This is a genomic window from Massilia sp. Masssp94, from assembly GCF_059491305.1.
The window spans coordinates 314,906-338,899 of sequence record NZ_CP168501.1 but is presented as its reverse complement, the minus strand read 5'-3'; the positions used below and the strand labels follow the sequence as shown (position 1 = coordinate 338,899).

22 protein-coding genes and 1 pseudogene are annotated in these 23,994 nt (G+C 67.7%); 19 read left to right on the top strand and 4 right to left on the bottom strand.

Features of this window, described 5'->3' with window-relative positions:
* The first annotated feature begins 61 nt into the window (after positions 1-61).
* Genes ACEN9G_RS01380 through ACEN9G_RS01370 form a run of 3 tightly spaced genes read left to right on the top strand, consistent with a single transcriptional unit; the run spans position 62 to position 2,955 of the window.
* Positions 62-1,024 (top strand): MBL fold metallo-hydrolase, encoded by a 963-nt coding sequence (locus ACEN9G_RS01380; RefSeq protein WP_413337161.1) that lies wholly within the window; start codon positions 62-64, stop codon positions 1,022-1,024.
* Between the two features lie 12 nt (positions 1,025-1,036).
* Positions 1,037-2,728, top strand: a complete 1,692-nt coding sequence (locus tag ACEN9G_RS01375) for an FAD-dependent oxidoreductase (protein WP_413337160.1) — start codon at positions 1,037-1,039, stop codon at positions 2,726-2,728.
* Complete coding sequence (locus ACEN9G_RS01370; protein WP_413337159.1) at positions 2,725-2,955, top strand: DUF2783 domain-containing protein; 231 nt, start codon at positions 2,725-2,727, stop codon at positions 2,953-2,955. The genes ACEN9G_RS01375 and ACEN9G_RS01370 overlap by 4 nt, the downstream gene beginning before the upstream one ends.
* A gap of 43 nt (positions 2,956-2,998) precedes the next feature.
* Here the strand turns inward: ACEN9G_RS01370 and hpaR are convergent, their stop codons facing one another.
* Positions 2,999-3,496, bottom strand: coding sequence for a homoprotocatechuate degradation operon regulator HpaR (hpaR, locus tag ACEN9G_RS01365; RefSeq protein WP_413337158.1), 498 nt, complete (start codon positions 3,494-3,496; stop codon positions 2,999-3,001).
* Between the two features lie 110 nt (positions 3,497-3,606).
* On the opposite strand from hpaR, the gene ACEN9G_RS01360 reads away from it, so the two are divergent.
* From ACEN9G_RS01360 to ACEN9G_RS01285, 16 genes and pseudogenes are all read left to right on the top strand, one after another.
* On the top strand, positions 3,607-4,260 hold the full coding sequence (locus ACEN9G_RS01360; RefSeq protein ID WP_483127610.1) for a fumarylacetoacetate hydrolase family protein: 654 nt from the start codon (positions 3,607-3,609) through the stop codon (positions 4,258-4,260).
* Positions 4,257-5,006, top strand: a complete 750-nt coding sequence (locus ACEN9G_RS01355; protein WP_413337155.1) for a fumarylacetoacetate hydrolase family protein — start codon at positions 4,257-4,259, stop codon at positions 5,004-5,006. The genes ACEN9G_RS01360 and ACEN9G_RS01355 overlap by 4 nt, the downstream gene beginning before the upstream one ends.
* Before the next feature lie 3 nt (positions 5,007-5,009).
* A complete protein-coding gene (gene hpaE, locus ACEN9G_RS01350; protein ID WP_413337154.1) occupies positions 5,010-6,473 on the top strand; it encodes a 5-carboxymethyl-2-hydroxymuconate semialdehyde dehydrogenase in 1,464 nt (487 codons plus the stop codon).
* A gap of 22 nt (positions 6,474-6,495) precedes the next feature.
* Positions 6,496-7,344, top strand: coding sequence for a 3,4-dihydroxyphenylacetate 2,3-dioxygenase (gene hpaD, locus ACEN9G_RS01345; protein ID WP_413337153.1), 849 nt, complete (start codon positions 6,496-6,498; stop codon positions 7,342-7,344).
* A gap of 8 nt (positions 7,345-7,352) precedes the next feature.
* Positions 7,353-7,748, top strand: a complete 396-nt coding sequence (locus ACEN9G_RS01340) for a 5-carboxymethyl-2-hydroxymuconate Delta-isomerase (RefSeq protein WP_413337152.1) — start codon at positions 7,353-7,355, stop codon at positions 7,746-7,748.
* A 17-nt stretch (positions 7,749-7,765) separates the two neighbouring features.
* Positions 7,766-8,569 (top strand): 2-oxo-hept-4-ene-1,7-dioate hydratase, encoded by an 804-nt coding sequence (hpaH, locus tag ACEN9G_RS01335; protein ID WP_413337151.1) that lies wholly within the window; start codon positions 7,766-7,768, stop codon positions 8,567-8,569.
* A gap of 9 nt (positions 8,570-8,578) precedes the next feature.
* A complete protein-coding gene (locus tag ACEN9G_RS01330; RefSeq protein WP_413337150.1) occupies positions 8,579-9,373 on the top strand; it encodes an aldolase/citrate lyase family protein in 795 nt (264 codons plus the stop codon).
* Between the two features lie 10 nt (positions 9,374-9,383).
* On the top strand, positions 9,384-10,838 hold the full coding sequence (locus tag ACEN9G_RS01325; RefSeq protein WP_413337149.1) for an NAD-dependent succinate-semialdehyde dehydrogenase: 1,455 nt from the start codon (positions 9,384-9,386) through the stop codon (positions 10,836-10,838).
* Between the two features lie 101 nt (positions 10,839-10,939).
* A pseudogene (locus ACEN9G_RS01320) lies at positions 10,940-11,427 on the top strand (MFS transporter); the annotation flags it as partial.
* A 316-nt stretch (positions 11,428-11,743) separates the two neighbouring features.
* Positions 11,744-13,369, top strand: a complete 1,626-nt coding sequence (locus ACEN9G_RS01315) for a DUF1302 domain-containing protein (protein ID WP_413337148.1) — start codon at positions 11,744-11,746, stop codon at positions 13,367-13,369.
* A 43-nt stretch (positions 13,370-13,412) separates the two neighbouring features.
* Positions 13,413-15,770 (top strand): efflux RND transporter permease subunit, encoded by a 2,358-nt coding sequence (locus ACEN9G_RS01310; protein WP_413337182.1) that lies wholly within the window; start codon positions 13,413-13,415, stop codon positions 15,768-15,770.
* Positions 15,771-15,783: 13 nt separating this feature from the next.
* Positions 15,784-16,749, top strand: a complete 966-nt coding sequence (locus ACEN9G_RS01305) for a YCF48-related protein (RefSeq protein WP_483127609.1) — start codon at positions 15,784-15,786, stop codon at positions 16,747-16,749.
* 21 nt (positions 16,750-16,770) lie between these two features.
* Positions 16,771-18,195 (top strand): aldehyde dehydrogenase family protein, encoded by a 1,425-nt coding sequence (locus tag ACEN9G_RS01300; protein ID WP_413344079.1) that lies wholly within the window; start codon positions 16,771-16,773, stop codon positions 18,193-18,195.
* A 207-nt stretch (positions 18,196-18,402) separates the two neighbouring features.
* Positions 18,403-19,422: a helix-turn-helix domain-containing protein gene (locus ACEN9G_RS01295; protein WP_413344078.1), complete on the top strand. Its 1,020-nt coding sequence runs from the start codon at positions 18,403-18,405 to the stop codon at positions 19,420-19,422.
* A 78-nt stretch (positions 19,423-19,500) separates the two neighbouring features.
* Entirely contained in the window at positions 19,501-20,832 is a 1,332-nt protein-coding gene (locus ACEN9G_RS01290; protein WP_483127608.1) for an aspartate aminotransferase family protein, read from the top strand.
* On the top strand, positions 20,783-21,490 hold the full coding sequence (locus tag ACEN9G_RS01285; protein WP_483127607.1) for a helix-turn-helix transcriptional regulator: 708 nt from the start codon (positions 20,783-20,785) through the stop codon (positions 21,488-21,490). The genes ACEN9G_RS01290 and ACEN9G_RS01285 overlap by 50 nt, the downstream gene beginning before the upstream one ends.
* Here the strand turns inward: ACEN9G_RS01285 and ACEN9G_RS01280 are convergent, their stop codons facing one another.
* The 3 genes from ACEN9G_RS01280 to ACEN9G_RS01270 are packed head-to-tail and all read right to left on the bottom strand — an operon-like array spanning position 21,491 to position 23,867.
* Positions 21,491-22,252, bottom strand: a complete 762-nt coding sequence (locus tag ACEN9G_RS01280; protein WP_483127606.1) for an SDR family oxidoreductase — start codon at positions 22,250-22,252, stop codon at positions 21,491-21,493.
* Positions 22,249-23,061, bottom strand: a complete 813-nt coding sequence (locus tag ACEN9G_RS01275) for an SDR family NAD(P)-dependent oxidoreductase (protein WP_483127605.1) — start codon at positions 23,059-23,061, stop codon at positions 22,249-22,251. Before ACEN9G_RS01275 ends, ACEN9G_RS01280 begins: the two co-directional genes overlap by 4 nt.
* Positions 23,062-23,066: 5 nt before the next feature.
* Positions 23,067-23,867 carry a MoaF C-terminal domain-containing protein gene (locus ACEN9G_RS01270; RefSeq protein ID WP_413343076.1) on the bottom strand — a complete coding sequence of 267 codons (801 nt, stop codon included), beginning with the start codon at positions 23,865-23,867 and terminating at the stop codon, positions 23,067-23,069.
* Positions 23,868-23,994: the final 127 nt, after the last annotated feature.

Sequence of the window (23,994 nt, the reverse complement as noted above, 5' to 3'; positions counted from 1 at the left end):
ACGGCAACTCGTATCGTCTGCCTACCGACAACAAGCTCGGCATCATCGAGGAGATTGCATCATGGCAGAAAAAAAATTCGCTTCGCAAGCGGACCTGGAAGAGAAGAAGACCAGCTTCATCAAGCTGTCGGACAACGCCTATGCCTACACCGCGGAAGGTGACCCGAACTCGGGCGTGATCATCGGCGACGACGGCGTGATGGTGATCGACACCACCGCCACGCCGATCATGGCCCAGTCGCTGATCAAGCATATCCGCAGCGTCACGGACCTGCCGATCAAGTACGTCGTGCTGACCCACTACCACGCCGTGCGCGTGCTGGGCGCATCGGCCTACTTCCAGGAAGGCGGCGAGCAGATCATCGCATCGCGCGGGACCTACGAACTGATCGCCGAGCGCGGCGAGCAGGACATGAAATCGGAGATCGAACGCTTCCCGCGCCTGTTCGCGGGCGTCGAATCCGTGCCGGGCCTGTCCTGGCCGACGATGGTGTTCGAAAAAGAGATGACGATCTTCATGGGCAAGCTCGAAGTGCGCCTGGCGCACATCGGCATGGGCCACACGAAGGGCGACACCATCGCCTGGATCCCGTCGCAGAAGATCTGCTTCTCGGGCGACCTGGTCGAATTCGACGCCGCCGCCTACACGGGCGACGCCCAGCTGGAAGAGTGGCCGGCCACGCTGGAAGCGCTGCGCGCCCTCGGCGCCGAGAAGCTGGTGCCGGGCCGCGGTCCCGCCCTGGTCAACCCGCAGGAGGTCAACGCCGGCATCGACTACACGAAGGATTTCGTCACGACGCTGCTGGATTCCGCGAAGGAAGCCGTGGCCGCCAGGATGACCTTGAAGGAAGCGATGGCGCACACGCGCAGCAAGATGGATCCGAAGTTCGGCCACGTGTTCATCTACGAGCACTGCCTGCCGTTCGACGTGACGCGCGCCTACGACGAGGCCAGCGGCATCAAGCATCCGCGCATCTGGACCGCGGAGCGCGACAAGGACATGTGGCACTCGCTGCAGGCCTGACCGGGAGTAGACATGGATATCGACTACCAACGGTGCGTATTCGACTACGCGCCAGCCACCGGCGACGCCAGGCGCCATCCGGTGATCGTCGTCGGCGCGGGCCCGGTCGGGCTGGCCACGGCGATCGACCTGGCGCAGCAGGGCATCCCCGTCGTGCTGCTGGACGACGACAACAAGCTCTCCGCCGGTTCGCGCGCGATCTGCTTCGCCAAGCGCACCCTCGAGATCTTCGACCGCCTGCAATGCGGCGAGCGCATGGTCGACAAGGGCGTCAGCTGGAACGTCGGCCGCGTGTTCATGCGCGACGAAGAGGTCTATGAATTCAACCTGCTGCCGGAACAGGGCCACCAGCGCCCGGCGTTCATCAACCTGCAGCAGTACTACGTGGAAGGCTACCTCCACGAACGCGCGCAGGAACTGCCGAATATCGACCTGCGCTGGCGCAGCAAGGTCGTCGGCCTGCTGCAGCATCCGGACCACGTCGTGCTGACCGTCGAGACGCCGGACGGCGAATACGTGCTCGAAGGCCAGTACCTGGTCGCCGCCGACGGTGCCAAGAGCGCGACGCGCCGCCTGCTGGGTCTGGAAAGCCACGGCCGCGTGTTCCGCGACCGCTTCCTGATCGCCGACGTCAAGATGACGGCCGACTTCCCGACCGAGCGCTGGTTCTGGTTCGATCCGCCGTTCCACCCGGGCCAGTCGGTGCTGCTGCACCGCCAGCCGGACGACGTCTGGCGCATCGACTTCCAGCTCGGCTGGGATGCCGATCCCGTCGCGGAAACACAGCCGGAACGCGTCATCCCGCGCATCCAGGCGCTGCTCGGGAAGGACACGCAGTTCGAACTGGAATGGGTCAGCATCTACACGTTCTGCTGCCTGCGCATGGACGACTTCCGCCACGGCCGCGTGCTGTTCGCGGGCGACTCGGCCCACGGCGTCTCGCCGTTCGGCGCCCGCGGCGCCAACAGCGGCATCCAGGACGCGGACAACCTGGCCTGGAAGCTGCGCCTCGTCATCGAAGGCAAGGCGCCCGACGCGCTGCTCGACACGTATGCCCGCGAACGCGAGTATGCGGCCGACGAGAACATCCTGAACTCGACGCGCGCCACCGACTTCATCACGCCCAAGAGCGCGGTGAGCCGGCTGTTCCGCGACGCCGTGCTGCAACTGTCGAAAGAGTTCCCGTTCGCCCGCAAGCTGGTCAACAGCGGCCGCCTGTCGATGCCGTCCGTGTATGGCGACACGGCGCTCAACACGCCGGACAGCGATGTGTTCAGCGCGGCGATGCGTCCGGGTTCGCCGGCCTCGGATGCGCCGGTGCGCATGCAGGGCGCAGCGGACTGGCTCCTGTGGCAGACGGGGAATGAGTTCACCGGCCTGTATTTCGCCGGCGCCGAGAACGATGCCGGGACGCTGCGCGAGCTCGAGATGCTGAGCGGCGAACGCATTCCCGTGCAGACGCTCGTCGTGGCCCCGGCCGGCCAGGCGCAGCCGGGCATGCTGGAAGACGTCGATGGCGTGCTCGCCGCACGCTACGACGCCAGGCCAGGGACGCTGTACCTGCTGCGTCCCGACCAGCACGTGTGCGCCCGCTGGCGCTACGTCGACACGGCAGCGGTCCGCGCGGCCGTGGCGCGTGCCACCGGCAACGCGGCGGCGCCGCACGCCATTCCTCAAACCGAACGCCAGGTGGAGCACGCATGAACGCCCGAACCGACACGCTGCTCAACGTCGAGCCGAACATCGCCGACCACGATGCCTTCTACGAGATGCTGGTGGACACGCACCAGGACCTGGACGACGGGCAGAGCAAGATGCTCAACGCCCAGCTGATCCTGCTGCTGGCGAACCACATCGGCGACCTGCAGGTGCTGCGCGCAGCGTTCGCGATTGCACGGCGCAATGTGGAGGCGCCGTCTCCGCAGCAATAACGCGGCACGAGGCCCCGCCACGCGCGGGGCGTTTCCTTGCGCGCTACTTCATCAGCCGCGCGATCTCCTTGTCGACGGCGCGCCGATCCGGCAGCTCGACCTGCCGGATCGCTTCCCGGTCCGCGTCGACAAACCTGTCCAGCACGGAAAAGACCTCCGCGATCAGCGCCGGCCCGAACGCCTGTTCGAGGTTGCGGTACTGCTGCGTGATCAGGGGGCTCAGCGTGTCGACGATCTTCTCGCCCAGCTTCGTCATGCGCACGGTCACGCGGCGCTGGTCTTCCTCCATGCGCGTGCGCACGATCAGGTCCATGTCTTCCATGCGCGACAGCACGCCGGTCAGGCTCGGACCGAGGATCACGCATGTCTCCGAAATCTCCCGCTGTTCCAGCTCGCCCGCGTCGGCAAGCACGCGCAGGATGCGCCATTGCTGCTCGGTGAGCCCGAAGTGCGTGATGATGGGACGGAACTGGCCCAGCAGGACTTCCCTGGCTTTCAGGAACATGTTGGGCAGGTTGCGATACTCGATTTTCTTGACCATGGCCGTATTGTAGTCGATCCCTCGCCCGACACGCTGCGCGAAAAACCGGTTGACTCGTTAACATCTTAATGATTAACATCTTAATGAATTTTCGCGAAGGAGACAATCTCATGCAATTCATCCGGGATAGCGTCGCGCCCACGGCCACCGTGTACGGCGTGGTGCTGAACGACAGCGCGTCGGCGAGGGCGCTCGGCGACCTCGATGCCGCGCCCTACAAGGGGGCGCCCAGGGCGCCGGTGTTGTACATCAAGCCGGCCGGCACGCGGGTCGGCGACGGCGGGACCGTGCGCCTGCCGCAGGGCGCGACGGAAGTGGAGGTGGGCGCCACGATCGGCCTCGTGATGAGCCGGGCGGCCGCACGCCTGGCGCCGCGCGATGCGCTGGATGCCGTGGCCGGCATCGTGCTGGCGGCGGACCTGAGCCTGCCGCACGCCAGTTACTACCGCCCGGCGATACGCGAGAAATGCTTCGATGGCGCGCTCCCGCTGGGCACCATCCATCCGCTGCGCGACCTGTCGCGCGTGGCGCTGGGCATCGACATCGACGGCTGCGTGGCGGATGGCTGGGCGCTGTCCAGCCTCCTGCGCGATCCGGCGCAGCTGCTGGCCGACGTCACCGAATTCATGACCCTGCGCGCCGGTGACGTGCTGCTGGTCGGCGTGCGCTACGGCGCCCCGCGCGCCCATATCGGCAGCCGCGTGCGCGTGTCGGCCCACGGCCTGGGCACGCTGGCATTCACGATCGAAGGAGGCGCACGATGAAACACGGACGCATCGCCTTCGAGGGCGCCATCCACGACGTGACCCACGCCGCCGACGGGCGCGTGCGCCTCGCCGACGGCCGCCGGCTCGACGAAGACAAGGTGGCGTGGCTGGCGCCGATCGAGGCCGGCACCGTCTTCGCACTGGGCCTGAACTACGCCGACCACGCGAAGGAACTCGCGTTCAAGGCGCCGGAGGTGCCGCTGGTCTTCCTGAAGGGGACGAACGGCATCGTCGGCCACCGCGCGTCGACGCGCCGGCCGGCCGACGCGAGCTACATGCACTACGAGTGCGAGCTGGCCGTCGTGATCGGCAAGCAGGGCTACCGCGTCCCGAAGGAGCACGCCTACGACATCGTGCGCGGCTATACCGTCGCCAACGACTATGCGATCCGCGACTACCTCGAAAACTGGTACCGCCCGAACCTGCGCGTGAAGAACCGCGATGGCTGCACGCCGCTGGGGCCGTGGCTGGTCGACCGCGCCGACGTGCCCGACCCGATGAATCTGAAGCTCACGACGCGCGTCAACGGCATGACCACGCAGCGGGGCACGACGGCCGACATGATCTTCGACATCCCGACGCTGATCGAATATCTGTCCTCGTTCATGACGTTATACCCCGGTGACGTGATCCTGACCGGCACACCCGAAGGTCTCGCCGACGTGAAGGCAGGCGACGTCGTCGAGACCGGGATCGAGGGCATCGGCACGCTCGTCAACACCATCGTCCAGGACAAGGAGTAAACCATGACCCAACACGTACAACACCTGATCGGCGGGAAGCTGGTCGACAGCCGGGATGCGTTCGACACGATCGATCCGGCCACCGGCGAGGTGCTCGCCACCGTCGCCAGTGGCGGGCAGGCGGAGGTCGACCTTGCCGTCGCCGCGGCCAGGGCGGCGTTTCCCGGCTGGGCCGCGACGCCCGCCAGGGAGCGCGGCCGGCTGCTGCGCAAGCTGGGCGACCTGATCGCCGCGAACGTGCCTGAACTGGCCGAGCTGGAGACGCGCGACTGCGGCCAGGTCATCGGCCAGACGAAGAAGGCGCTGATCCCGCGCGCCGCCGACAATTTTTATTATTTCGCCGAACTGGCCCAGCACCAGCACGGCGAAACATATGACTCCGACACGGGCCACCTGAACTACACGCTGTGGCAACCGGTGGGCGTGTGCGCGCTCGTCTCGCCGTGGAACGTGCCATTCATGACCGCGACGTGGAAGACGGCACCTTGCCTCGCGCTCGGCAACACGGCCGTGATGAAGATGTCGGAACTGTCGCCGCTGACCGCGAGCCGCCTCGGCGAACTGGTACTGGAAGCCGGCATTCCGCCGGGTGTGTTCAACGTCGTCCACGGTTTCGGCCACACGGCGGGCGAGCCGCTGATCGCGCATCCGGACGTGCGCGCGATCTCGTTCACGGGGTCGACCGCCACCGGCAACCGCATCGTCAAGGCGGCCGGCCTGAAGAAATTCTCGATGGAGCTGGGCGGCAAATCGCCTTTCATCATCTTCGACGACGCCGACTACGAGCGCGCGCTCGACGCGGCGATCTTCATGATCTTTTCGAACAACGGTCAGCGCTGCACGGCGGGGTCGCGCATCCTCGTGCACGACAGGATCTACGACAAGTTCGTCGCCGACTTCGCCGGCCGCGCGGCACGGCTGAAGGTGGGCGATCCGCTCGATCCGGACACCATCATCGGGCCGCTGATCAGCCGCGGCCACTGGGACAAGGTGACGGGCTACATCGAGCTCGGACAGCGCGAGGGCGCGCAGCTGGTCTACGGCGGCGGCACGCCCGACGTTGCCGCCCACCTCAAGGGCGGCAACTGGGTGCAGCCGACGGTGTTCGCCGACGTCGACAACCGTATGAAGATCGCACAGGACGAAATCTTCGGACCCGTGCCCTGCATCATCCGCTTCAAGACGGAAGAAGAGGCCGTGCGCCTCGCCAACGACACCGTGTATGGCCTGTCCTCGTACCTGTGGACCGAGAACACGGGCCGCGTGATGCGCATGGCGAAGGCCATCGAAGCGGGCATGACGTTCGTGAACAGCCAGAACGTGCGCGACCTGCGCCAGCCGTTCGGCGGCGTCAAGGCGTCCGGCACGGGCCGCGAGGGCAACCACTACAGCTACGAGGTGTTCTGCGAGGCGAAGAACGTCGCCATCTCGTACGGCAACCATCCCATCCCGCGCTGGGGCGTCTGACACAACGAAGGAGGAGACCGACATGGGCAAACTCGCACTCGCGGCCAAGATCACGCACGTGCCGTCGATGTACCTGTCCGAGCAGGACGGACCGCACAAGGGCTGCCGCCAGGCCGCCATCGACGGCCACAAGGAAATCGCGCGCCGCTGCCGCGCACTGGGCGTCGACACGATCGTCGTGTTCGATACACACTGGCTCGTCAACAGCGGCTACCACATCAACTGCGCACCGCGTTGGGAAGGCATCTACACCAGCAACGAACTGCCGCACTTCATCAAGAACCTGCCGTACGCGTACCACGGCAATCCACAGCTGGGCAAGCTGGTCGCGGACACCGCGACGCGGGCCGGGGTGCACACCCGCGCCCACGACGACACGAGCCTCGGCCTCGAATACGGCGCGCTGGTACCGATGCGCTACATGAACGGGGACAAGCGTTTCAAAATCGTTTCCGCGGCGGCGCTGTGCATGGCGCACAACCTGCCGGACAGCGTGGAATTCGGCCGTGCCGTCCGCCGCGCGATCGAAGTGGAGTACGACGGCACCGTGGCGATCTTCGCCAGCGGCTCGCTGTCGCACCGCTTCGCGCAGAACGGCGTGTCCGAGCAATTCCTGCACAAGGTCTGGGATCCATTCCTCGAAACGACCGACCGGCACGTCGTCGAGTTGTGGAAGAACGGCGACTGGAAGACCTTCTGCGGCATGCTGCCCGAGTACGCGACCAAGTGCCACGGCGAAGGCTTCATGCACGACACCGCGATGCTGCTCGGTGCCCTCGGCTGGGACGACTACGAAGGCAGGGCGGAGATCGTGACGCCTTACTTCGGCTCGTCCGGCACCGGGCAGTTGAACGCCATCCTGCCCGTGTGAGGCATGCGATGCCACACCTCACGTTCGAGTGCACCGACAACATCTACGACGAGGTCGCGCTGCCCGCGCTGCTGAAGCGGGCCAACGACGTCCTCATCGCCCAGGGCGGGGTCTACCCGACGGGCGGCATCCGCTCGCGTGCCATCCGGCTGCTGGACTGGTGCGTGGCCGATGGCAGCCAGGACGACGCGTTCGTCCACGCCACGCTGAAGATCGGCAGCGGCCGGTCGCCTGAAACGAAGCAGCGGACCGGCGACGCGCTGTTCCGCCTGATGACGGAACACTTCGCCGACCTGTACGCCCGGCGTGGCCTGGCGCTGTCGCTGGAAATCGCCGAGTTCAGCGAAGCCGGCACCTGGAAGCAGAACAACATCCACGCGCGCTACAAGAAGCCCGCCGCGTGACACGGAAGGAGACCAACATGCTCGACCAAACCACCATCGAACACGCCGCCTGGCGCCTGCACGAAGCGGAGAAGAGCCGCCGCCAGGTGCGCCAGATCTCGCTCGACCATCCCGACATCACGATCCCCGACGCGTATGCGATCCAGCGCGAGTGGATCAGGCTGAAACTGGCGGAGGGCCGCAGGATCATCGGCCACAAGATCGGCCTGACGTCGCGCGCCATGCAGATGTCGTCGCAGATCGACGAACCGGACTACGGCACGCTGCTGGACGACATGGTGTTCAAGGATGGCAGCGACATCCCGTGCGACCGCTTCATCGATCCCATGCTCGAAGTGGAACTGGCGTTCATCCTGAAGGACCGCCTGGCCGGCGAACACGTGAGCATGCTCGACGTGCTGTCGGCCACCGATTACGTGATCCCGGCCGTCGAGATCATCGACGCGCGCTGCCACCGCATCGATCCGGAGACCGGGCGCCCGCGCAAGGTGATGGACACCATTTCCGACAACGCCGCCAACGTCGGCATCATCATGGGCGGCCGTCCGATCAAGCCGATGGACGTCGACCTGCGCTGGATCGCGGCGCTGTTGTACCGCAACGGCGTAATCGAGGAAAGCGGCGTCGCGGCAGGCGTGCTCAATCACCCGGCCAACGGCATCGCGTGGCTGGCGAAGAAATTCGCGCCGTTCGACGTGGCGCTGGAACCGGGGCAGGTCATCCTCGCCGGCTCGTTCACGCGCCCCGTCAAGATCCGTCCGGGCGACACCTTCCACATCGACTACGGCACGCTGGGCGCGATCGGCGCACGCTTCGTGTAAGGAGGCCGCATGGACATGCCACGCAACCTCTTCAAACGTGCGCTCGCCGCGCGCGAGCAGCAGATCGGGCTGTTCCTCGGGATGGCCGAGCCGTACGTCGCCGACCTGGTGGCCGGCACGGGCTTCGACTGGCTGCTGATCGACGGCGAGCACGGTCCCAACGACCTGCGCATCATCATCGCCCAGCTGCAGGTGCTGGCCGCGTACCCGGTGCGGCCCGTCGTGCGCACCCGCGACCACGACCCGGGCGCCATCAAGCAGTTGCTCGACGCCGGCGCGCAGACGCTGATGGTGCCGATGGTGGAGACGGCCGGACAGGCGCAAGCGCTGGTCCGCGCGATGCGCTATCCGCCGCACGGCATCCGCGGCGTCGGCACGGCGATGGCGCGCGCGGCACGCTGGAACGGCGTCGCAGATTATGTCGCGCGTGCCGACGACGAGCAATGCCTGATCGTGCAGATCGAGTCGCGTGCCGCGCTGGACGGCCTGGCCGCCATCCTCGACGTCGACGGCGTCGATGCCGTGTTCGTGGGACCGTCGGACCTGGCGGCCTCGCTGGGACACCTCGGCAATCCAGGCCACCCCGAGGTCAGGGACGCCGTCGCCCGCGCCATCGGCCAGATCGCCGCCGCGGGCAAGGCTGCCGGCGTGTTCTCGGCCGATCCGGCGCTGGCGGCAAGCTATCGGGACATCGGCGCGAGTTTCGTGCTCGTCGGCGTCGACGCGCTGTTGCTGCGCAATGCCGCCGTCGCGCTGGCCGCGCGTTTCAAGGCAGACGGCGTCAAGGCCGGCGCCGCATATTGAAAGGAATCCCATGCTCGAACTGAACGATCCGGCGCTGCTGCGCCAGTCCTGCCTCATCGGCGGCGCCTGGGTGGACGCCGACGAAGGCGCCACCGCGCCCGTCGTCAATCCGGCCGACGGCACCACCATCGCCAACGTGCCGTTCTGCGGCGCCATCGAGACCCAGCGCGCGATCGCGGCGGCCGATACCGCGTACCAGACGTGGCGCGACACGACGGCGGCCGAACGCGCCCGCATCCTGCGCCGCTGGCACGACCTCGTGCTGGCCAGCCAGGACGACCTGGCCGCGATCATGACGGCGGAGCAGGGCAAGCCGCTCCCCGAGGCGAAGGGGGAGATTGCCTACGCGGCCGCGTACATCGAATGGTTTGCCGAGGAAGCCCGGCGCGCGTACGGCGAGGTGATCCCGTCGCCGGCACGCGACCGCCAGCTGGTCGTCACGCGCGAACCGGTCGGCGTGTGCGCCGCCATCACGCCCTGGAACTTCCCGGCCGCGATGGTCACGCGCAAGGTGGCGCCGGCGCTCGCCGCCGGCTGCACGATCGTGTTGAAACCGGCGCAGCAGACGCCGTTGTCGGCGCTGGCGCTGGCCGAACTGGCCGTGCGCGCGGGCGTGCCGCCCGGCGTGTTCAGCGTCGTGACGGGCAAGGCGAGCGCCATCGGCGGCGCGATGTCGTCAAGCCCCGTCGTGCGCAAGCTGAGTTTCACGGGCTCGACGCCGATCGGCATCCACCTCATGCGCGCATGCGCGGACACGGTCAAGAAGCTGTCGCTGGAACTGGGCGGCAACGCGCCGTTCATCGTGTTCGACGATGCCGATGTCGACGCGGCCGTCGCCGGCGCCATCGCGTCCAAATACCGTAACGCGGGCCAGACCTGCGTGTGCAGCAACCGCTTCCTCGTGCAGGACGGTATCTACGACCATTTTGCCGGGAAGCTGGCAACCGCCGTCGGCCTGCTCAAGGTCGGCGACGGCCGCGACGACGGCGTGACTGTCGGTCCGCTGATCGACGACGCGGCCGTGGCCAAGGTCGAGGAACTGGTCGGCGACGCGCTCGGCAAGGGCGCGCGCGTGCTGGCCGGTGGCCGCCGTCATGCGCTGGGCCGCAGCTGGTACGAGCCCACGGTGCTGGCCGACGCCACGCAAGCGATGGCGGTGGCGAAGGAAGAGATCTTCGGACCGGTCGCGCCCCTGTTCCGCTTCACCGACGAGTCCGAGGCCATTGCGCTGGCCAACGACACCGAATATGGCCTGGCGGCGTACTTCTATACGAAGGACCACGCGCGTGCCTGGCGCGTGTCGCGCCGCCTGGAATACGGCATGGTCGGCGTGAACACGGGGCTGATCTCGACCGAGGTTGCGCCGTTCGGCGGCGTCAAGTCGTCCGGCATCGGCCGGGAGGGATCGCGCCACGGGCTGGAGGAATACATGGAACTGAAGTACGTCGCCATGGGCGGACTCTGACGCTGCACTCATGGCGTTCATAACAGGTATGAGCGCTATGAGATTGTCACATACCTCATGCGCTCCTGCCATGGATTCCATAATAAAATCCGGAGACACGCATGGCTCACGCTACCGCCCGAGCGAACGGGGGGCCGTTTGCAACCGCCGACGGCACCGACGACGCGCTCTACCGCAAGATATCCCGCCGCATCATCCCGTTCCTCTTCATCTGCTACGTCGTATCCTTCCTCGACCGCATCAACATCGGCTTCACGGACGCCATGTACGGCCTGGGTGCCGGCGTGTTCTACGTCGGCTACGTGCTGTTCGAGGTGCCCAGCAACCTGCTGCCGGCGAAATACGGCGCACGCAAGACGTTCGCGCGCATCATGCTGTCGTGGGACGCCGCTTCCGTCGCGATGATGTTCGTCGCGAGCCCGACCAGTTCTATCTGCTGCGCTTCCTGCTCGGCGTGTTCGAAGCCGGCTTCTTCCCCGGCATCGTGCTGTACCTGACCTACTGGTTCCCGCCGCGCCGGCGCGCGTCCGTCATGTCGATCTTCTTCGCCGGCGTGATGGTCGCGGGCGTGCTGGGCGGCCTGTATTCGGTGATCCCGAATGCGATCGGCGCGCTGGCACTGCTGTCGACGGCGACCGTGCTGCTGTTCGCCGCGATGCCGATCTTCTGGGCGATCCCGGCGTCGCACCTGTCGGCCGAGGCGCGCGCGAGCGGCATCAAGACGGCCACCGGCAGCATGGACAACGCACTCCACATCCTCGGCGTCCTCATCGTGCCGGGCGTGAGCGGCGAATTGCCAGTTTTCGATACCGGCGCCCGAAACACCACCATTAGGATGCATCGTACCCCGGCAGCCGCCGGCATCGACAGCGAACCACAACATGCATAACAAGACGGGAAACAGGATGACAACCAAACAGACGCGCGCAGCACTCGCCGTGTTCCTTGCCTGGGCCGGCGCAGCCCAGGCGGCCACGTTCCAGTCCGGATCGATTTCCGGCTCCTTCGATTCGACGGTCACGGCCGGCATCGGCATCCGCGCCCAGAAGCAGGCCTGCACGCTGGTCACGGCCGGCGCCACGGGCGACGGCGCACCGGCCGGCTGCCTGGCGCCGACCAGCGGCCTGGGCGACCAGGGGGACCTGAACTACGACCGCGGCGACGCGTTCACCACGTACCTGAAGGGCACGCACGACCTGCTGCTCAAGCTGCCGGACGACTGGAAATTCCTCGGCCGCGTGAGCTGGATCCGCGACTTCGCGTCGACCCGCACCACCGGCCACGCCAGCGCCGCGAACCCGCCGGACGTAGGCTCGCTGACCGATTCGGCCGCAAAAGACCTGCGCTTCAAGGCGCGCCTGCTCGACTTCTGGGTCAGCAAGGAATTCTCGCTGGGCGAGGAACGCGCCCGCGTCCGCGTCGGCAACCAGGTGATCAGCTGGGGCGAAAGCCTGTTCCTGCCGGGCGGGATCAACCAGACGAACGCGCAGGACATCATGCGCCTGTCGCAGCCGGGTACGCAGCTGAAGGAAGTGTTCCTGCCGGCGCCCATCGCCAGCTTCGCCACGGGCCTCGGCCACGGCCTGAACTTCGAGGGCTATGTCCAGGCCAACTGGAACGACAACTACTTCCCGCCGACCGGCAGCTACTGGTCGGTCGCGAACGGCCTGGGCAAGGGCTATGCGGAATATGGCTTCGCGAAGCACGAGGCGAAGAACGGCGGGCAGTACGGCGCGTCGCTGCGCTGGCAGCCGGAAGGCACGTCGCTGAACGTCGGCTTCTATGCGATGCGCTACCACGACAAGGCGCCGCAGCTCAGCGTCGCGAATGGCCCGGCATGGGTGTTCCCGGAAGGCCGCACGCTGTACGGCATCAGCGCCAACTTCCCGGTCGGCGACTGGTCGATCGGCACCGAGCTGTCGTACCGGCCGAAGGATCCGGTGGCGCTGAACCCGGCGGCGAGCGGCTGCAGCTACAACCGCGGCAACTGCTACGTCGACGAGAAGAAATTCCAGTGGCACGTGACGGGCATGCTGAGCCTGACGCCGAGCGAATACGGCGGCATCCTCAAGGCGCTGGGCGGTGCCGATACGGCCACCCTCATGGCCGAAACCGTCGTCGTGCGCTACCCGCACCTGAAATCGATGTACGGCGCCGATCCCGTCGCGGCAGGGCTGTGGGGCTGGGGCCAGGAGTTCAACGCCGCGGGCACGCCGGAATCCGTCGGCACGAAGACGTCGTGGGGCTATAACGTCGACTTCAGCTGGGTGTACGACGGCACCATCGTGCCGGGCTGGCAGGTGGTCCCGGAGATCTACTATTTCCAGGCCGTGAACGGCCGCACGCCCAACACCATGGGCCTGTTCATGAACGGCGCGAAGTCCGCCAACCTGACGCTCACGTTCATGCGCAATCCGGCCACGTGGCAGTTCGCCGTGAACTATGGCCGCTTCTGGGGCGGCGAGCGCGTGTTCGACCAGCCGCTGCGCGACCGCGGTTTCGTCGGCGCCTACGTCTCCCGTAACTTCTGAAGGGAGCGTCATCGTGTCCACGTCACCCGGCACGCCCGGCCGCCTGCCGCGCCTGTTGAAATCCCTGGAAGACGCGTGCTTCCGCTGGCGCACGCCGTTCCTGCTCTGGCTCGCGCTGTTCACCGCGGCGATGGGGTATTTCGCCGTGCAGCTGCGCATGGAGGCCGGCTTCGAAAAGCAGCTGCCGATCGGCCATGAATACATCACCACGTTCCAGAAATACCGCAACGACGTGCTGGGCGCGAACCGCCTGAACGTCGTCGTCAAGGCGCGCCACGGCACGATCTGGACGGCGCCGGGCCTGAAACGCCTGTTCGACGTCACCCAGGCCGTGACTTACCTGCCCGGCATCGACCGCCTCGGCGTGCAGTCGCTGTGGACGCCGAACAGCTTCGTCAACGAGATCACGGAGGAGGGCTTCCGGGCCGATCCCGTGATCGCCGGGACGATCACGCCCGAGCTGCTGACGCCGGAACTGATCGCGGACATCCAGCGCTCGACGAACCAGGGCGGCTTCGTCGGCACGCTGGTCTCGCGCGACCAGACCAGCGCGATGATCATCGCCGAGCTGGCGGAGGTCGACAAGGACGGCAACAAGATCGACTACGTCCAGTACAACCACCTGCTCGAGCAGCAGCTGCGCAAAAAATTCGAGGACAAGGACTTCGAGATCCAGATCATCGGCTTCGCCAAGCAGATCGGCGACATCGCGGACGGCGCCCGGTCCGTGCTGCAGTTCTGCGTCGTCGCGCTGCTGCTGACCGCACTGGCGGTGTACTGGTATTGCCGCTCCGTGCGTTTTACCCTGCTGCCCATCGTCTGTTCGCTGACGTCGCTCGTCTGGCAGTTCGGTGCGCTGAAGCTGCTCGGCTTCGGTCTCGACCCGCTGGGCGTGCTGGTGCCGTTCCTCGTGTTCGCGATCGGCGTGTCGCACGGCGTCCAGCAGATCAACTTCATCATGCGCGAGCTCTCGCACGGCAAGACGACGGAGCAGGCTGCCCGCGCGAGCTTTACCGGCCTCCTGATCCCCGGCGTGCTGGCGCTGGTGACGGCGTTCGTCTCGTTCATCACCCTGATCCTGATTCCGATCCCGATGGTGCGCGAACTGGCGATCACCGCGTCGCTGGGCGTGTTCTTCAAGATCACGACGAACCTCGCCATGCTGCCGATCGCCGCGTCGTACTTCACGTTCACGAAGGAATATGCGCAAAAGGCCATGGAACAGCGCGAGAAGCGTTCGAACTGGCTCCGTACGCTGGCACGCGTGGCCGAGCCGCGCAATGCGCTGGTCGTCATCGTGATCACCGCCGGCGTGTTCGGCCTGGCCGCCTGGGAGAGCCGCGACCGCGTGATCGGCACCCTGCAGCCGGGCGCGCCCGAACTGCGTCCGGAAGCGCGCTTCAACCAGGACGCCGTCGCCATCTCGACCGGCTACGACACGGGCCTCGACTGGCTGACGGTGATCTTCGAGGCGCCGCCGGGCTCCTGCGAGAACGTCGCCATCGGCACCTACCAGGACAAGTTCGTGTGGGCCCTGCAGCATACGCCGGGCGTGCTGTCCGTGAGCTCCTACGCGGGCCAGCTGCGCAGCTACAACGAAGGCTATAACGAGGGCAATCCGAAGATGGCCGTCGTGCCGATCGACCCGGCCAACTATGCGTCGCTGTCGACCGAGATCGGCCGGGTGCGCGGGTTCATGACCAAGGATTGCAGCATGACGGCCGTGCACCTGTTCCTGGCCGATCACAAGGCGACGACGATCAACCGCGTGATCGCGGCGGTGAAGCAGTTCCGCCAGGCGAACGTGCTGCCGGGCGTGACGATCCGCCTCGCGTCGGGCAATGCCGGCGCACTGGCCGCCGTCAACGAGGAAGTCGAGCACAGCGAGCTGCCGATGATGCTGTACGTGTACGCCGCAATCGTGATCCTCGTCGCCGTCGTCTACCGCGACTTCCGCGCCGTGCTGGCGTGCTGCCTGCCGCTGACGGTCGGCACGTTCATCGGCTACTGGTTCATGAAAGTGGAAGGCATCGGCCTGACGGTGGCCACCCTGCCGGTGATGGTGCTGGCGGTCGGCATCGGCGTCGACTACGCGTTCTACATCTACAACCGCCTGCAGCTGCACCTGTCGCAGGGGCAGGGCATCGTCAAGGCCATCGAGCACTCGATCCTGGAAGTCGGCACGGCGACGATCTTCACGGCGATCACGCTCGCGATCGGCGTCGCCACCTGGGCGTTCTCCGACCTGAAGTTCCAGGCCGACATGGGCAAGCTGCTCGCCTTCATGTTCATGATCAACATGGTGATGGCGATGACGGCGCTGCCCGCGTTCGCGGTCTGGCTGGAGCGCCTTTTCCCGCGCCGCAAGCCCGTGCAGGCACCCGGCATTCTTGCCCACTGATCGAGGAACCGACATGACACGCTTTTCTCTTTCCCTCGTACTGGCACTGGCAGCCGCCTGCGCGCATGCGGAAGGCACGACGGCGCCCGCGCTCAGGCAGCAGCCGGCCGTGCCGACCGCGTACGCCGGCGAAGCCACCATCCTCGGCGCGACGCATGCCGGCGCGCGCATCGTCGGCGTCGGCGACTACGGCGTCGTGCTGCTGTCCGACGACCATGGCAAGACGTTCCGCCAGGCGCGCGCGGTGCCGGTATCGTCGACCCTGACGGCCGTGTCCTTCGCCGATGCGAAGAACGGCTGGGCCGTCGGCCACTGGGGCGTGATCCTGCGTACGTCCGACGGCGGCGAGACCTGGACCGTGCAGCGCAGCGACACGAACGAGGACCGGCCGCTGTTCGGCGTCCACTTCTTCGACGAGCGGGAAGGCATCGCCGTGGGCCTGTGGTCGCTGGTGCTGGCGACGCACGACGGCGGCGCCCATTGGGAACCCCTGACCCTGCCGGCGCCGCCCGGCGGCGGCCGCGCCGACCGCAACCTGCTGGCCGCGTTCGCCGATGCGCACGGCACGCTGTTCGTCGCGGCGGAGCGCGGCATGGTCTTGCGCACGAAGGACCGCGGCCGCTCGTGGGATTACCTGGACACCGGCTACAAGGGCTCGTTCTGGACCGGTGCCGCGCTGCGTGACGGCACCTTGCTCGTCGGCGGCCTGCGCGGCAGCATGTACCGCAGCACCGACGGCGGCGCGCACTGGCAGGCCGTCGGCAGCGGCGCGAAAAGTTCGGTGACCGGCATCGTCCAGACGCAGGACGGCACCGTGGAAGCGGTGGGCCTGGACGGCACGATGTTCGACAGCGGCGATGCCGGCGCAACGTTCAGGGCGCGCCAGCGCGGCGACCGCCTGTCGCTGACGAGCGTGGTCGCGGATGCCGGACGGGTGATCCGGTTTTCCAAGCGCGGCGTGGCGCGAGACGCACAATAATCAATCACTGGAGGAGTGGACATGAAGACGTATTCGATGATCATCGATGGCCAGACCGTCAACGCCGGCCCCACGCTGGCCATCATCAGCCCGGCGACGGGCGAACCGTTCGCGAAGGTGCACGACGCCGGCCCGGAACACGTGGACGCCGCCGTGGCGGCCGCACGGGCCGCGTTTCCCGCGTGGAGCGCGCTGCCGGACGCCGGGCGCAAGGCGAAGCTGCATGCGCTGGGCGACGCGCTGGAAGCGAACATGCCCGAGCTGATGGAACTGGTCACCCGCGAAACCGGCAAACCGCTGCGGGGCCTGAACGGCGTGGGCGCCGGCATGGAACTGGGCGGCGCCATCGCCTGGACCCACGTCACCGCCGACATCGACCTGGAACCGGAGGTCATCCAGGACAATGAGCAGGCGCGCGTCGAAGTGCATCGCAAGCCGCTGGGCGTCGTCGCATCGATCACGCCGTGGAACTGGCCGCTCATGATCGCGATCTGGCACGTCATCCCCGCGCTGCGGGCCGGGAACACCGTCGTGCTCAAGCCGTCCGAGTACACACCCGTTGCGACGGCGCGCTTCGTCGAGCTGGCGAACGCGATCCTGCCGCCGGGCGTGCTGAATCTCGTGACGGGTGGCGGTGCCGTCGGCGCGGCTTTGACGGGCCATCCCGACGTCGACAAGATCGTCTTCACGGGTTCGACGCGCACGGGCAAGCGCATCATGGAAACCGCGGCCGCGACGCTCAAGCGCCTCACGCTGGAACTGGGCGGGAACGACGCCGGCATCGTGCTGCCCGACGTCGACGTCAAGGCCGTGGCGCCGAAGCTGTTCGGCGTGGCGTTCCACAACAATGGCCAGACCTGCGCGTGCCTGAAGCGCCTGTACGTGCACGAGAGCCAATACGACGCGCTGTGCGCCGAACTGGCGCGGCTGGCCGGCGCGGTGAAGGTGGGCGACGGCCTGGAGCCCGGTACCGAACTGGGTCCCGTGCAGAACCGCGCGCAGCTCGACATCGTGCGCGAACTGCTCGACGATGCGCGCGAACACGGCGGCAAGGTGCTCGCCGGCGGCAAGGTGCGCGAAGGGAAGGGCTACTTCTTCGAGCCCGCCATCGTCGCCGGGCTGACGAACGGTGCGCGCCTCGTCGACGAAGAACAGTTCGGCCCGATCCTGCCGGTCATCAAATACAGCGACGTCGACGAGGCCGTGCGCCTGGCGAACGACAATCCGAACGGCCTGGGCGGTTCCGTCTGGTCGAGCGATCCGGCGCGCGCGGTCGAGATCGGCAAACGCCTGGAATGCGGCAGCGTGTGGATCAACGAGCATGGCGCCGTGCAGCCGGACGCGCCGTTCGGCGGCGTGAAGCAGTCGGGGATCGGCGTCGAATTCGGCAAGCACGGCCTGGCGGAATTCACCACGATCCAGACGGTCAAGATCATGAAATCCTGAACGATCGCTGTTCAACATTTCGCCCGCCGGGACGCATGCGCCCCGGCGGGCGTTGCGCTTGCGCGTTGCGCGCACGCGTCAGTTTTGGAGCATTTTTTGCGAAACATTACAGTCGAGCGAATCCGGCTGACACGCGCCCGCGGGTTTGCTAACATCTTAATGAAATCGGCCGGCTAGAGTCGATTCATCCACGCTTGGGAGGAGGCAATGAGCTCCGCGGAACAGCATTTCGGGACGGCCACGGCCGTGCCGCAGGTCGGCAATGCCATCAACGCTTGCCGCAAGACGGTCCACACCTCCAATCTCTGGCAGCACGAGCGCGTGCTGACCGGCTGGAACCAGGTCTACGACCAGCTCTCCAAGGGCCGCTTCAGCGGCCAGATCACCGAAGCCCTGATCGGCGACGTCCAGCTGTTCGAGGAAAAGACGTCGCAGGCCGTATTCGAAACTGGCCCCGGACGCACCGGCGTCGTGGCGCTGGGCGTGTTCGCTCACCTCGACGGCGAGGCGCGCTGGCGTGGCCACACGGTCGGCATGGACCACGTGACGGCGCTCAGCGATCACGCCACGCTGGAACTGAGCACCCCGCCGAACTGCACGATGTTGAGCGTCACGATGCCGGTGTCCATGCTGCCGGTCGAGGACGACCAGGTGCGGCTGGATGCCGCCGAATTACTGGCGAACGCCGCCAACCACGTCCACAATCCCGCGTTCGCCGCGATCCTGCGCCACCGTCTCAGCATCGCGCTGTTGACGATGACCTACCAGCCCTACCAGCTCGCGCTGACGGAGACACGCGACCAGCTGGTCAGCGAGCTGGTCGGCCTGGTCGACGAATACCTGGGCCTCGCCACCCACGGCGACGCCACGCCGGACGCGAAGAAGGCGCTGCACGTCGTGGCCAAGGCGCGCGAGTACATCGAGGCGAACCCGGACCGTCCCGTGACGGTGCTGGACCTGTGCGAACGCACCTTCACGTCGCGCCGCACGCTGCAATACTGCTTCACGCAGGTGATCGGCATGAGCCCGGCCGCCTACCTGAAGATCGTGCGCCTGAACGGCCTGCACCGCGACCTGATGAATTCGCGCGGCGCGAAGACCATCGGCGACATGGCGGCGCGCTGGGGCTTCTGGCATTTGTCGCAACTGTCGGTCGACTACAAGCGCCTGTTCGGCGAACTGCCGTCCGAGACCGTCAAGCGCGTGGGCGGCCGGACGTTCCAGTGACCGGTTTTGCCGGTTTTCGATAACGGACGCCGTGGCGTTTCCCTAGACTGGTTCCAAACCAGCAGAAGGGAGACGACCATGTACGAGCCGGCATACCAGTTCTGGCATCCGATGCTGCACCCGAACGAGATGAAGGTGCGCGAACCGATCCGCATCGTGCGCGGCGAAGGCTGCCACGTGTTCGACGACGCCGGCAACAGGCTGGTGGACGGCATCGCCGGACTGTGGAACGTGAACGTGGGCCACGGCCGGCCCGAGGTCAAACGGGCGATCGCCGCCCAGCTCGACGAACTGGAGTACTTCCAGATCTTCGACGGCCTCACGCACCCGCGCGCGGAAGAGCTGTCGAACCTCCTCGTCGACATGCTGGCGCCGGAAGGCATGAAGCGGGTGTTCTACAGTTCGGGCGGATCGGACGCCGTCGAGACCGCGCTGCGCCTCGCGCGCCAGTACTGGAAAGTCGCCGGCCAGCCGGAGCGCACCAAGTTCATCTCCCTGAAGCAGGGCTACCACGGCACCCATTTCGGCGGCGCCTCGGTCAACGGCAACCACGTGTTCCGGCGCAGCTACGAGCCGCTGCTGCCGGGCTGCTTCCACGTCGAGACGCCGTGGACCTATCGCAATCCGTTCACCGACGATCCCGACGAGCTGGCGCGCATCTGCGCGGCGCTGCTCGAGCGCGAAATCGTCTTCCAGGGGCCGGATACCGTCGCCGCCTTCATCGCCGAGCCGGTGCAGGGCGCGGGCGGCGTCATCGTCCCGCCGGCCAGCTACTGGCCGCTGGTGCGCGACGTCTGCGACCGCCATGGCGTGCTGTTCATCGCGGACGAGGTGGTGACGGGCTTCGGCCGCACGGGCGCCATGTTCGGCAGCCGGCTGTGGGGTGTCAAGCCCGACATCATGTGCCTGGCCAAGGGCATCACGTCCGGCTACTTCCCGCTCGGCGCGACGATGTTCAACGAACGCATCGTCGACGCCTTCGACGGCAACGCCGACTTCGCGGGCGCGATCTTCCACGGCTACACGTATTCCGGCCACCCGGTCGGCTGCGCCGCGGCGCTCGCGAACCTGAAGATCGTGCGCGACGAGAACCTGGCCGCGAACGCCGCACGCATGGGCGACTACCTGCTGGCGCGGCTGCAGCCGTTCGTCGACCGCTACGCCGTCGTGGGCGAGGTGCGCGGCAAGGGCCTGATGCTCGCCATCGACCTGGTCGCCGACAAGCGCACGCGCGAGTCGCTCGATCCCACGGCCGGCCACGCCGCCCGCGTCGCCGAGATCGCGCGCCAGCACGGCGCCATCGTGCGGCCGGTCGGCACCAAGATCATCCTGTCGCCGCCGCTGGTGCTGGAGGAAGCGCATGCCGACGTCATCGTCGCCGCGCTCGACGCCGGGTTCGCCGGTGCGTAGCGGGTTCGCCGAAACGGCCCGGCGCATCGGCCGCGTGGCTGCCCTGCTGGTGCAGGCGCAGGGCTGGGTCGTCTACACGATCGGCGCGGACGGCAATGCGGGCCGCGTGCTGTGGGCCGAGGAAGACGCGCGCCGCTGCGCCGCCTATTTTTCCGGCCACCACCGCGACGACCCGCTGGCGCCGCACCGCATCGCCGCAGCGCCGCACGCGATCGGGTGGCTGCGCCAGCGCCTCGATCACGGGGACGGCCGGGTCGCCCGGTACGAACAGGACTTCATGCGTCCGTACCGGCTGAGCGACGCGCTCGACATGCTGCTGCCCGCCGGCCCGGATGGCCCGCGCCTGGGCGTCAGCCTGTTGCGCGATGCGCCGCATCCCGGCTTCTCGAACGACCAGATGGACGCGCTGGCCGATTTCCACGCACTGGCGGCGCAGCTGCTCGCCGGGGCCGATCCGCGCCGTCGCCTCGCGGCACGGTGTCCGCAACTGACGCCGCGCGAACTCGACATCGCACTGGCCGTCGCCGCCGGCATGCCGAACAAGCAGGTGGCGCGCGATGCGGGCATGGCGCCGTCCACCGTCAAAACCCATCTGGCGCACATTTTTCGCAAGTGCGGCATCGCCAGCCGCGGCGAACTGGCGCGGCTGGCCTATTGATCACCCCTCCGGCAGCAGCGCACCGCCGTCCACGACGATCGTCTGGCCGGTGACGTACGCCGTATGGTCGGAGGCGAGGAACAGCATCGCCGCCGCGATGTCGTCCGGCTCGCCCATCCGGCCCAGCGGGATCCGTGCACGCAGGCGCGCCGCGACGTCGTCGCCGCCCAGGTTGCCCTGTGCCGGCGTGCGGATCATGCCGGGTTCCACGCCATTGACCGTGACGCCGTCCGCCGCCACCTCGAGCGCGGCGGCGCGAATGAAACCGTTCACGGCGGCCTTGGACGCGGCATAGTGCGCGAGGCCCGGATAGGCGACGCGCGGCCCCGTCACGGACGACGTCACGAGCATCCTGCCGCCGCCGCGTGCGCGCATCAGGGGCAGGGCCGCCTGCAGCAGGCCGAACGCGGCGTGGACGTTGACGGCGAACGTGCGTTCGAGCAGCGGACGGTCGATGTGCGCGAAGTCCGTCAGCGGGAAATATGCCGCGTTGTGGACGACGATGTCGACGCCGCCGAAGCGCTCGCGCGCCGCCGCCACGATGCGGGCCGGGGCATCGGCGCGGGCAAGGTCGCAGGCCAGGGCCGCGCCGTGCGCAAGGCCGGCGGCGACCCGCGCGGCACCGTCCGCATCGCGGTCAGCGACCAGCACGGATGCGCCGTGGGCCGCGAACAACCGGGCGATGGACTCGCCGATGCCGCTGGCGCCACCCGTCACGATGGCGGTTTTCCCCGCGAAGTCGATGTCCTTGCGCCCGCTCATGCCGCCTCCAGCCGCGCGAAGGCGAGGGTGGGCACGTCGACGATCGTCGAGCCGCCATCGGCCGCGAGCACGGCCCCGGTCACGATCGCGGCGGCGGGCGACGCCAGGAACGCGCACACGTCCGCGATCTCGCCGGCCGTCGCGGGACGGCGCAGCGGCACGTCCGCGCACACGGCCTCGTAGGCGGCGTCGAGGCCGATGCCGCGCGCGGCCATCAGCGGCGCCATCTCGGCGTCCGCCATCGGCGTGCGCACCCAGCCCGGACACACGACGTTGGCGCGCACGCCGGCCGGGCCGTAGTCGCGAGCGATCGAACGCGCGAGGCCGACCAGGGCGTGCTTGAACGTCGTATAGCCGCATACCTCCGGTCCCGCCGCCAGCGCCGCGATCGAGGCGACGAACACGATGTTGCCGCGCGATTCCTGGAGTGCATGCAGGCAGGCGCGCGCGCTGACGAATGCCGTGTTCAGGTTGGCGTCGAAGGCCTGGCGCCAGTCCGCGTCCGTCGTGTCGCCGCACGCGCCCTGGCCAAAGCCGCCCGCGTTCGCGACGAGCACGTCGAGCCGGCCGTGACGGGCGCGTACCGTCGCCACGGCGTCGCGCATGGCCGCGGCGTCGCTCGCATCGCAGGCGAGGGCCGTGCCGCCGCAGGCGCGTGCCACTTCCTCGACGCGTTCGCGCCGCCGTCCGAGCACGACGACGTGCGCACCTTCGCGCGCCAGCAGGTGGGCACAGGCCTCGCCGATGCCGGTGCCGCCGCCGGTCACCAGCGCGACCTGGCCGGCGAATCGTCCTTGCGGGTTCGCCATGGCCGTCACTCCGCCGGGATCACGGACAGCACGCGCGCATGGGCGCCGACGCCGAAGTTGCGCACGCCGGCGAAGTCGTCGCCTTCATAGCCCATGATCTTGCCGGTCGTTTTCATGGCGCGCAGGTCGACCATCACGATGCCCAGCGTCGGAATGATCTTTTCGCGCCAGATGAACAGGTACAGGTCGGCGTCGATCCGGTAATAGTGGCAGGCATCGGTGTCGCCCAGGCCGCGCTCGGAGCCCTCGATGCAGCGCCACGCGTACAGGCCGTCGTTCAGGTAGATGTGCTCGTAGCGCTCGTGCGGGCTGTACACGTATTCGACGCGCTTGCCGAGCAGGTCGCGGGTGGGCTGCGGCAGGTCGGCGTCCGGCGCGAACGGCCGGTCGATGGTGCCGCGCACGATGCGCGCCTTCACGGGCGTCAGTTCTTCGCCGCGGGCGATGCGGGTCAGCAGGGGCACGAGGGCCTCCTCGCGCGTCGGCAGCGTGCCGTCGATCTCGATGTAGCTGCCGCGCTCGATGTCCAGCACGAGGCTGATGCCGCCGCGGGGCGCGTCCTCCGTCAGGTAGTCGACGAACCAGATGCCGGGCCGCGGCCGCGTGACGTTGCACTGCCTCGTGGCGACGCCGTCGCGGACGAGCGTGCCGCCGGTGCCGAAGGCGAGCGTGGTGGCGCGGCCATCTTCCCCGTGCAACTGCAGGGTGCGGCCATCCAGGCCGGCATCCGGCGGCAGGCAGTGGTTGTCGGGAGCGAAGGCGTCGCCGAGCGCGCCGACGGGAATCCAGGTAGGGGACGTGGTCATGATGATCCTCGGTGGGTTGAACATGCCGCCACTTTGCCGGGCAGGGCGCGCGCCGCCTATCCGCCAGATGGGCGATGGAAGATTGCCGAATTTCGATACCGGCGACGATGACCGCCTCGTTACCATC

Coding starts and splice junctions, on each gene's coding strand:
- ACEN9G_RS01380 (WP_413337161.1), top strand. CDS start 62: ATGGCAGAAAAAAAATTCGCTTCGCAAGCGGACCTGGAAGAGAAGAAG.
- ACEN9G_RS01375 (WP_413337160.1), top strand. CDS start 1,037: ATGGATATCGACTACCAACGGTGCGTATTCGACTACGCGCCAGCCACC.
- ACEN9G_RS01370 (WP_413337159.1), top strand. CDS start 2,725: ATGAACGCCCGAACCGACACGCTGCTCAACGTCGAGCCGAACATCGCC.
- hpaR (WP_413337158.1), bottom strand. CDS start 3,496: ATGGTCAAGAAAATCGAGTATCGCAACCTGCCCAACATGTTCCTGAAA.
- ACEN9G_RS01360 (WP_483127610.1), top strand. CDS start 3,607: ATGCAATTCATCCGGGATAGCGTCGCGCCCACGGCCACCGTGTACGGC.
- ACEN9G_RS01355 (WP_413337155.1), top strand. CDS start 4,257: ATGAAACACGGACGCATCGCCTTCGAGGGCGCCATCCACGACGTGACC.
- hpaE (WP_413337154.1), top strand. CDS start 5,010: ATGACCCAACACGTACAACACCTGATCGGCGGGAAGCTGGTCGACAGC.
- hpaD (WP_413337153.1), top strand. CDS start 6,496: ATGGGCAAACTCGCACTCGCGGCCAAGATCACGCACGTGCCGTCGATG.
- ACEN9G_RS01340 (WP_413337152.1), top strand. CDS start 7,353: ATGCCACACCTCACGTTCGAGTGCACCGACAACATCTACGACGAGGTC.
- hpaH (WP_413337151.1), top strand. CDS start 7,766: ATGCTCGACCAAACCACCATCGAACACGCCGCCTGGCGCCTGCACGAA.
- ACEN9G_RS01330 (WP_413337150.1), top strand. CDS start 8,579: ATGGACATGCCACGCAACCTCTTCAAACGTGCGCTCGCCGCGCGCGAG.
- ACEN9G_RS01325 (WP_413337149.1), top strand. CDS start 9,384: ATGCTCGAACTGAACGATCCGGCGCTGCTGCGCCAGTCCTGCCTCATC.
- ACEN9G_RS01315 (WP_413337148.1), top strand. CDS start 11,744: ATGACAACCAAACAGACGCGCGCAGCACTCGCCGTGTTCCTTGCCTGG.
- ACEN9G_RS01305 (WP_483127609.1), top strand. CDS start 15,784: ATGACACGCTTTTCTCTTTCCCTCGTACTGGCACTGGCAGCCGCCTGC.
- ACEN9G_RS01300 (WP_413344079.1), top strand. CDS start 16,771: ATGAAGACGTATTCGATGATCATCGATGGCCAGACCGTCAACGCCGGC.
- ACEN9G_RS01295 (WP_413344078.1), top strand. CDS start 18,403: ATGAGCTCCGCGGAACAGCATTTCGGGACGGCCACGGCCGTGCCGCAG.
- ACEN9G_RS01290 (WP_483127608.1), top strand. CDS start 19,501: ATGTACGAGCCGGCATACCAGTTCTGGCATCCGATGCTGCACCCGAAC.
- ACEN9G_RS01285 (WP_483127607.1), top strand. CDS start 20,783: ATGCCGACGTCATCGTCGCCGCGCTCGACGCCGGGTTCGCCGGTGCGT.
- ACEN9G_RS01280 (WP_483127606.1), bottom strand. CDS start 22,252: ATGAGCGGGCGCAAGGACATCGACTTCGCGGGGAAAACCGCCATCGTG.
- ACEN9G_RS01275 (WP_483127605.1), bottom strand. CDS start 23,061: ATGGCGAACCCGCAAGGACGATTCGCCGGCCAGGTCGCGCTGGTGACC.
- ACEN9G_RS01270 (WP_413343076.1), bottom strand. CDS start 23,867: ATGACCACGTCCCCTACCTGGATTCCCGTCGGCGCGCTCGGCGACGCC.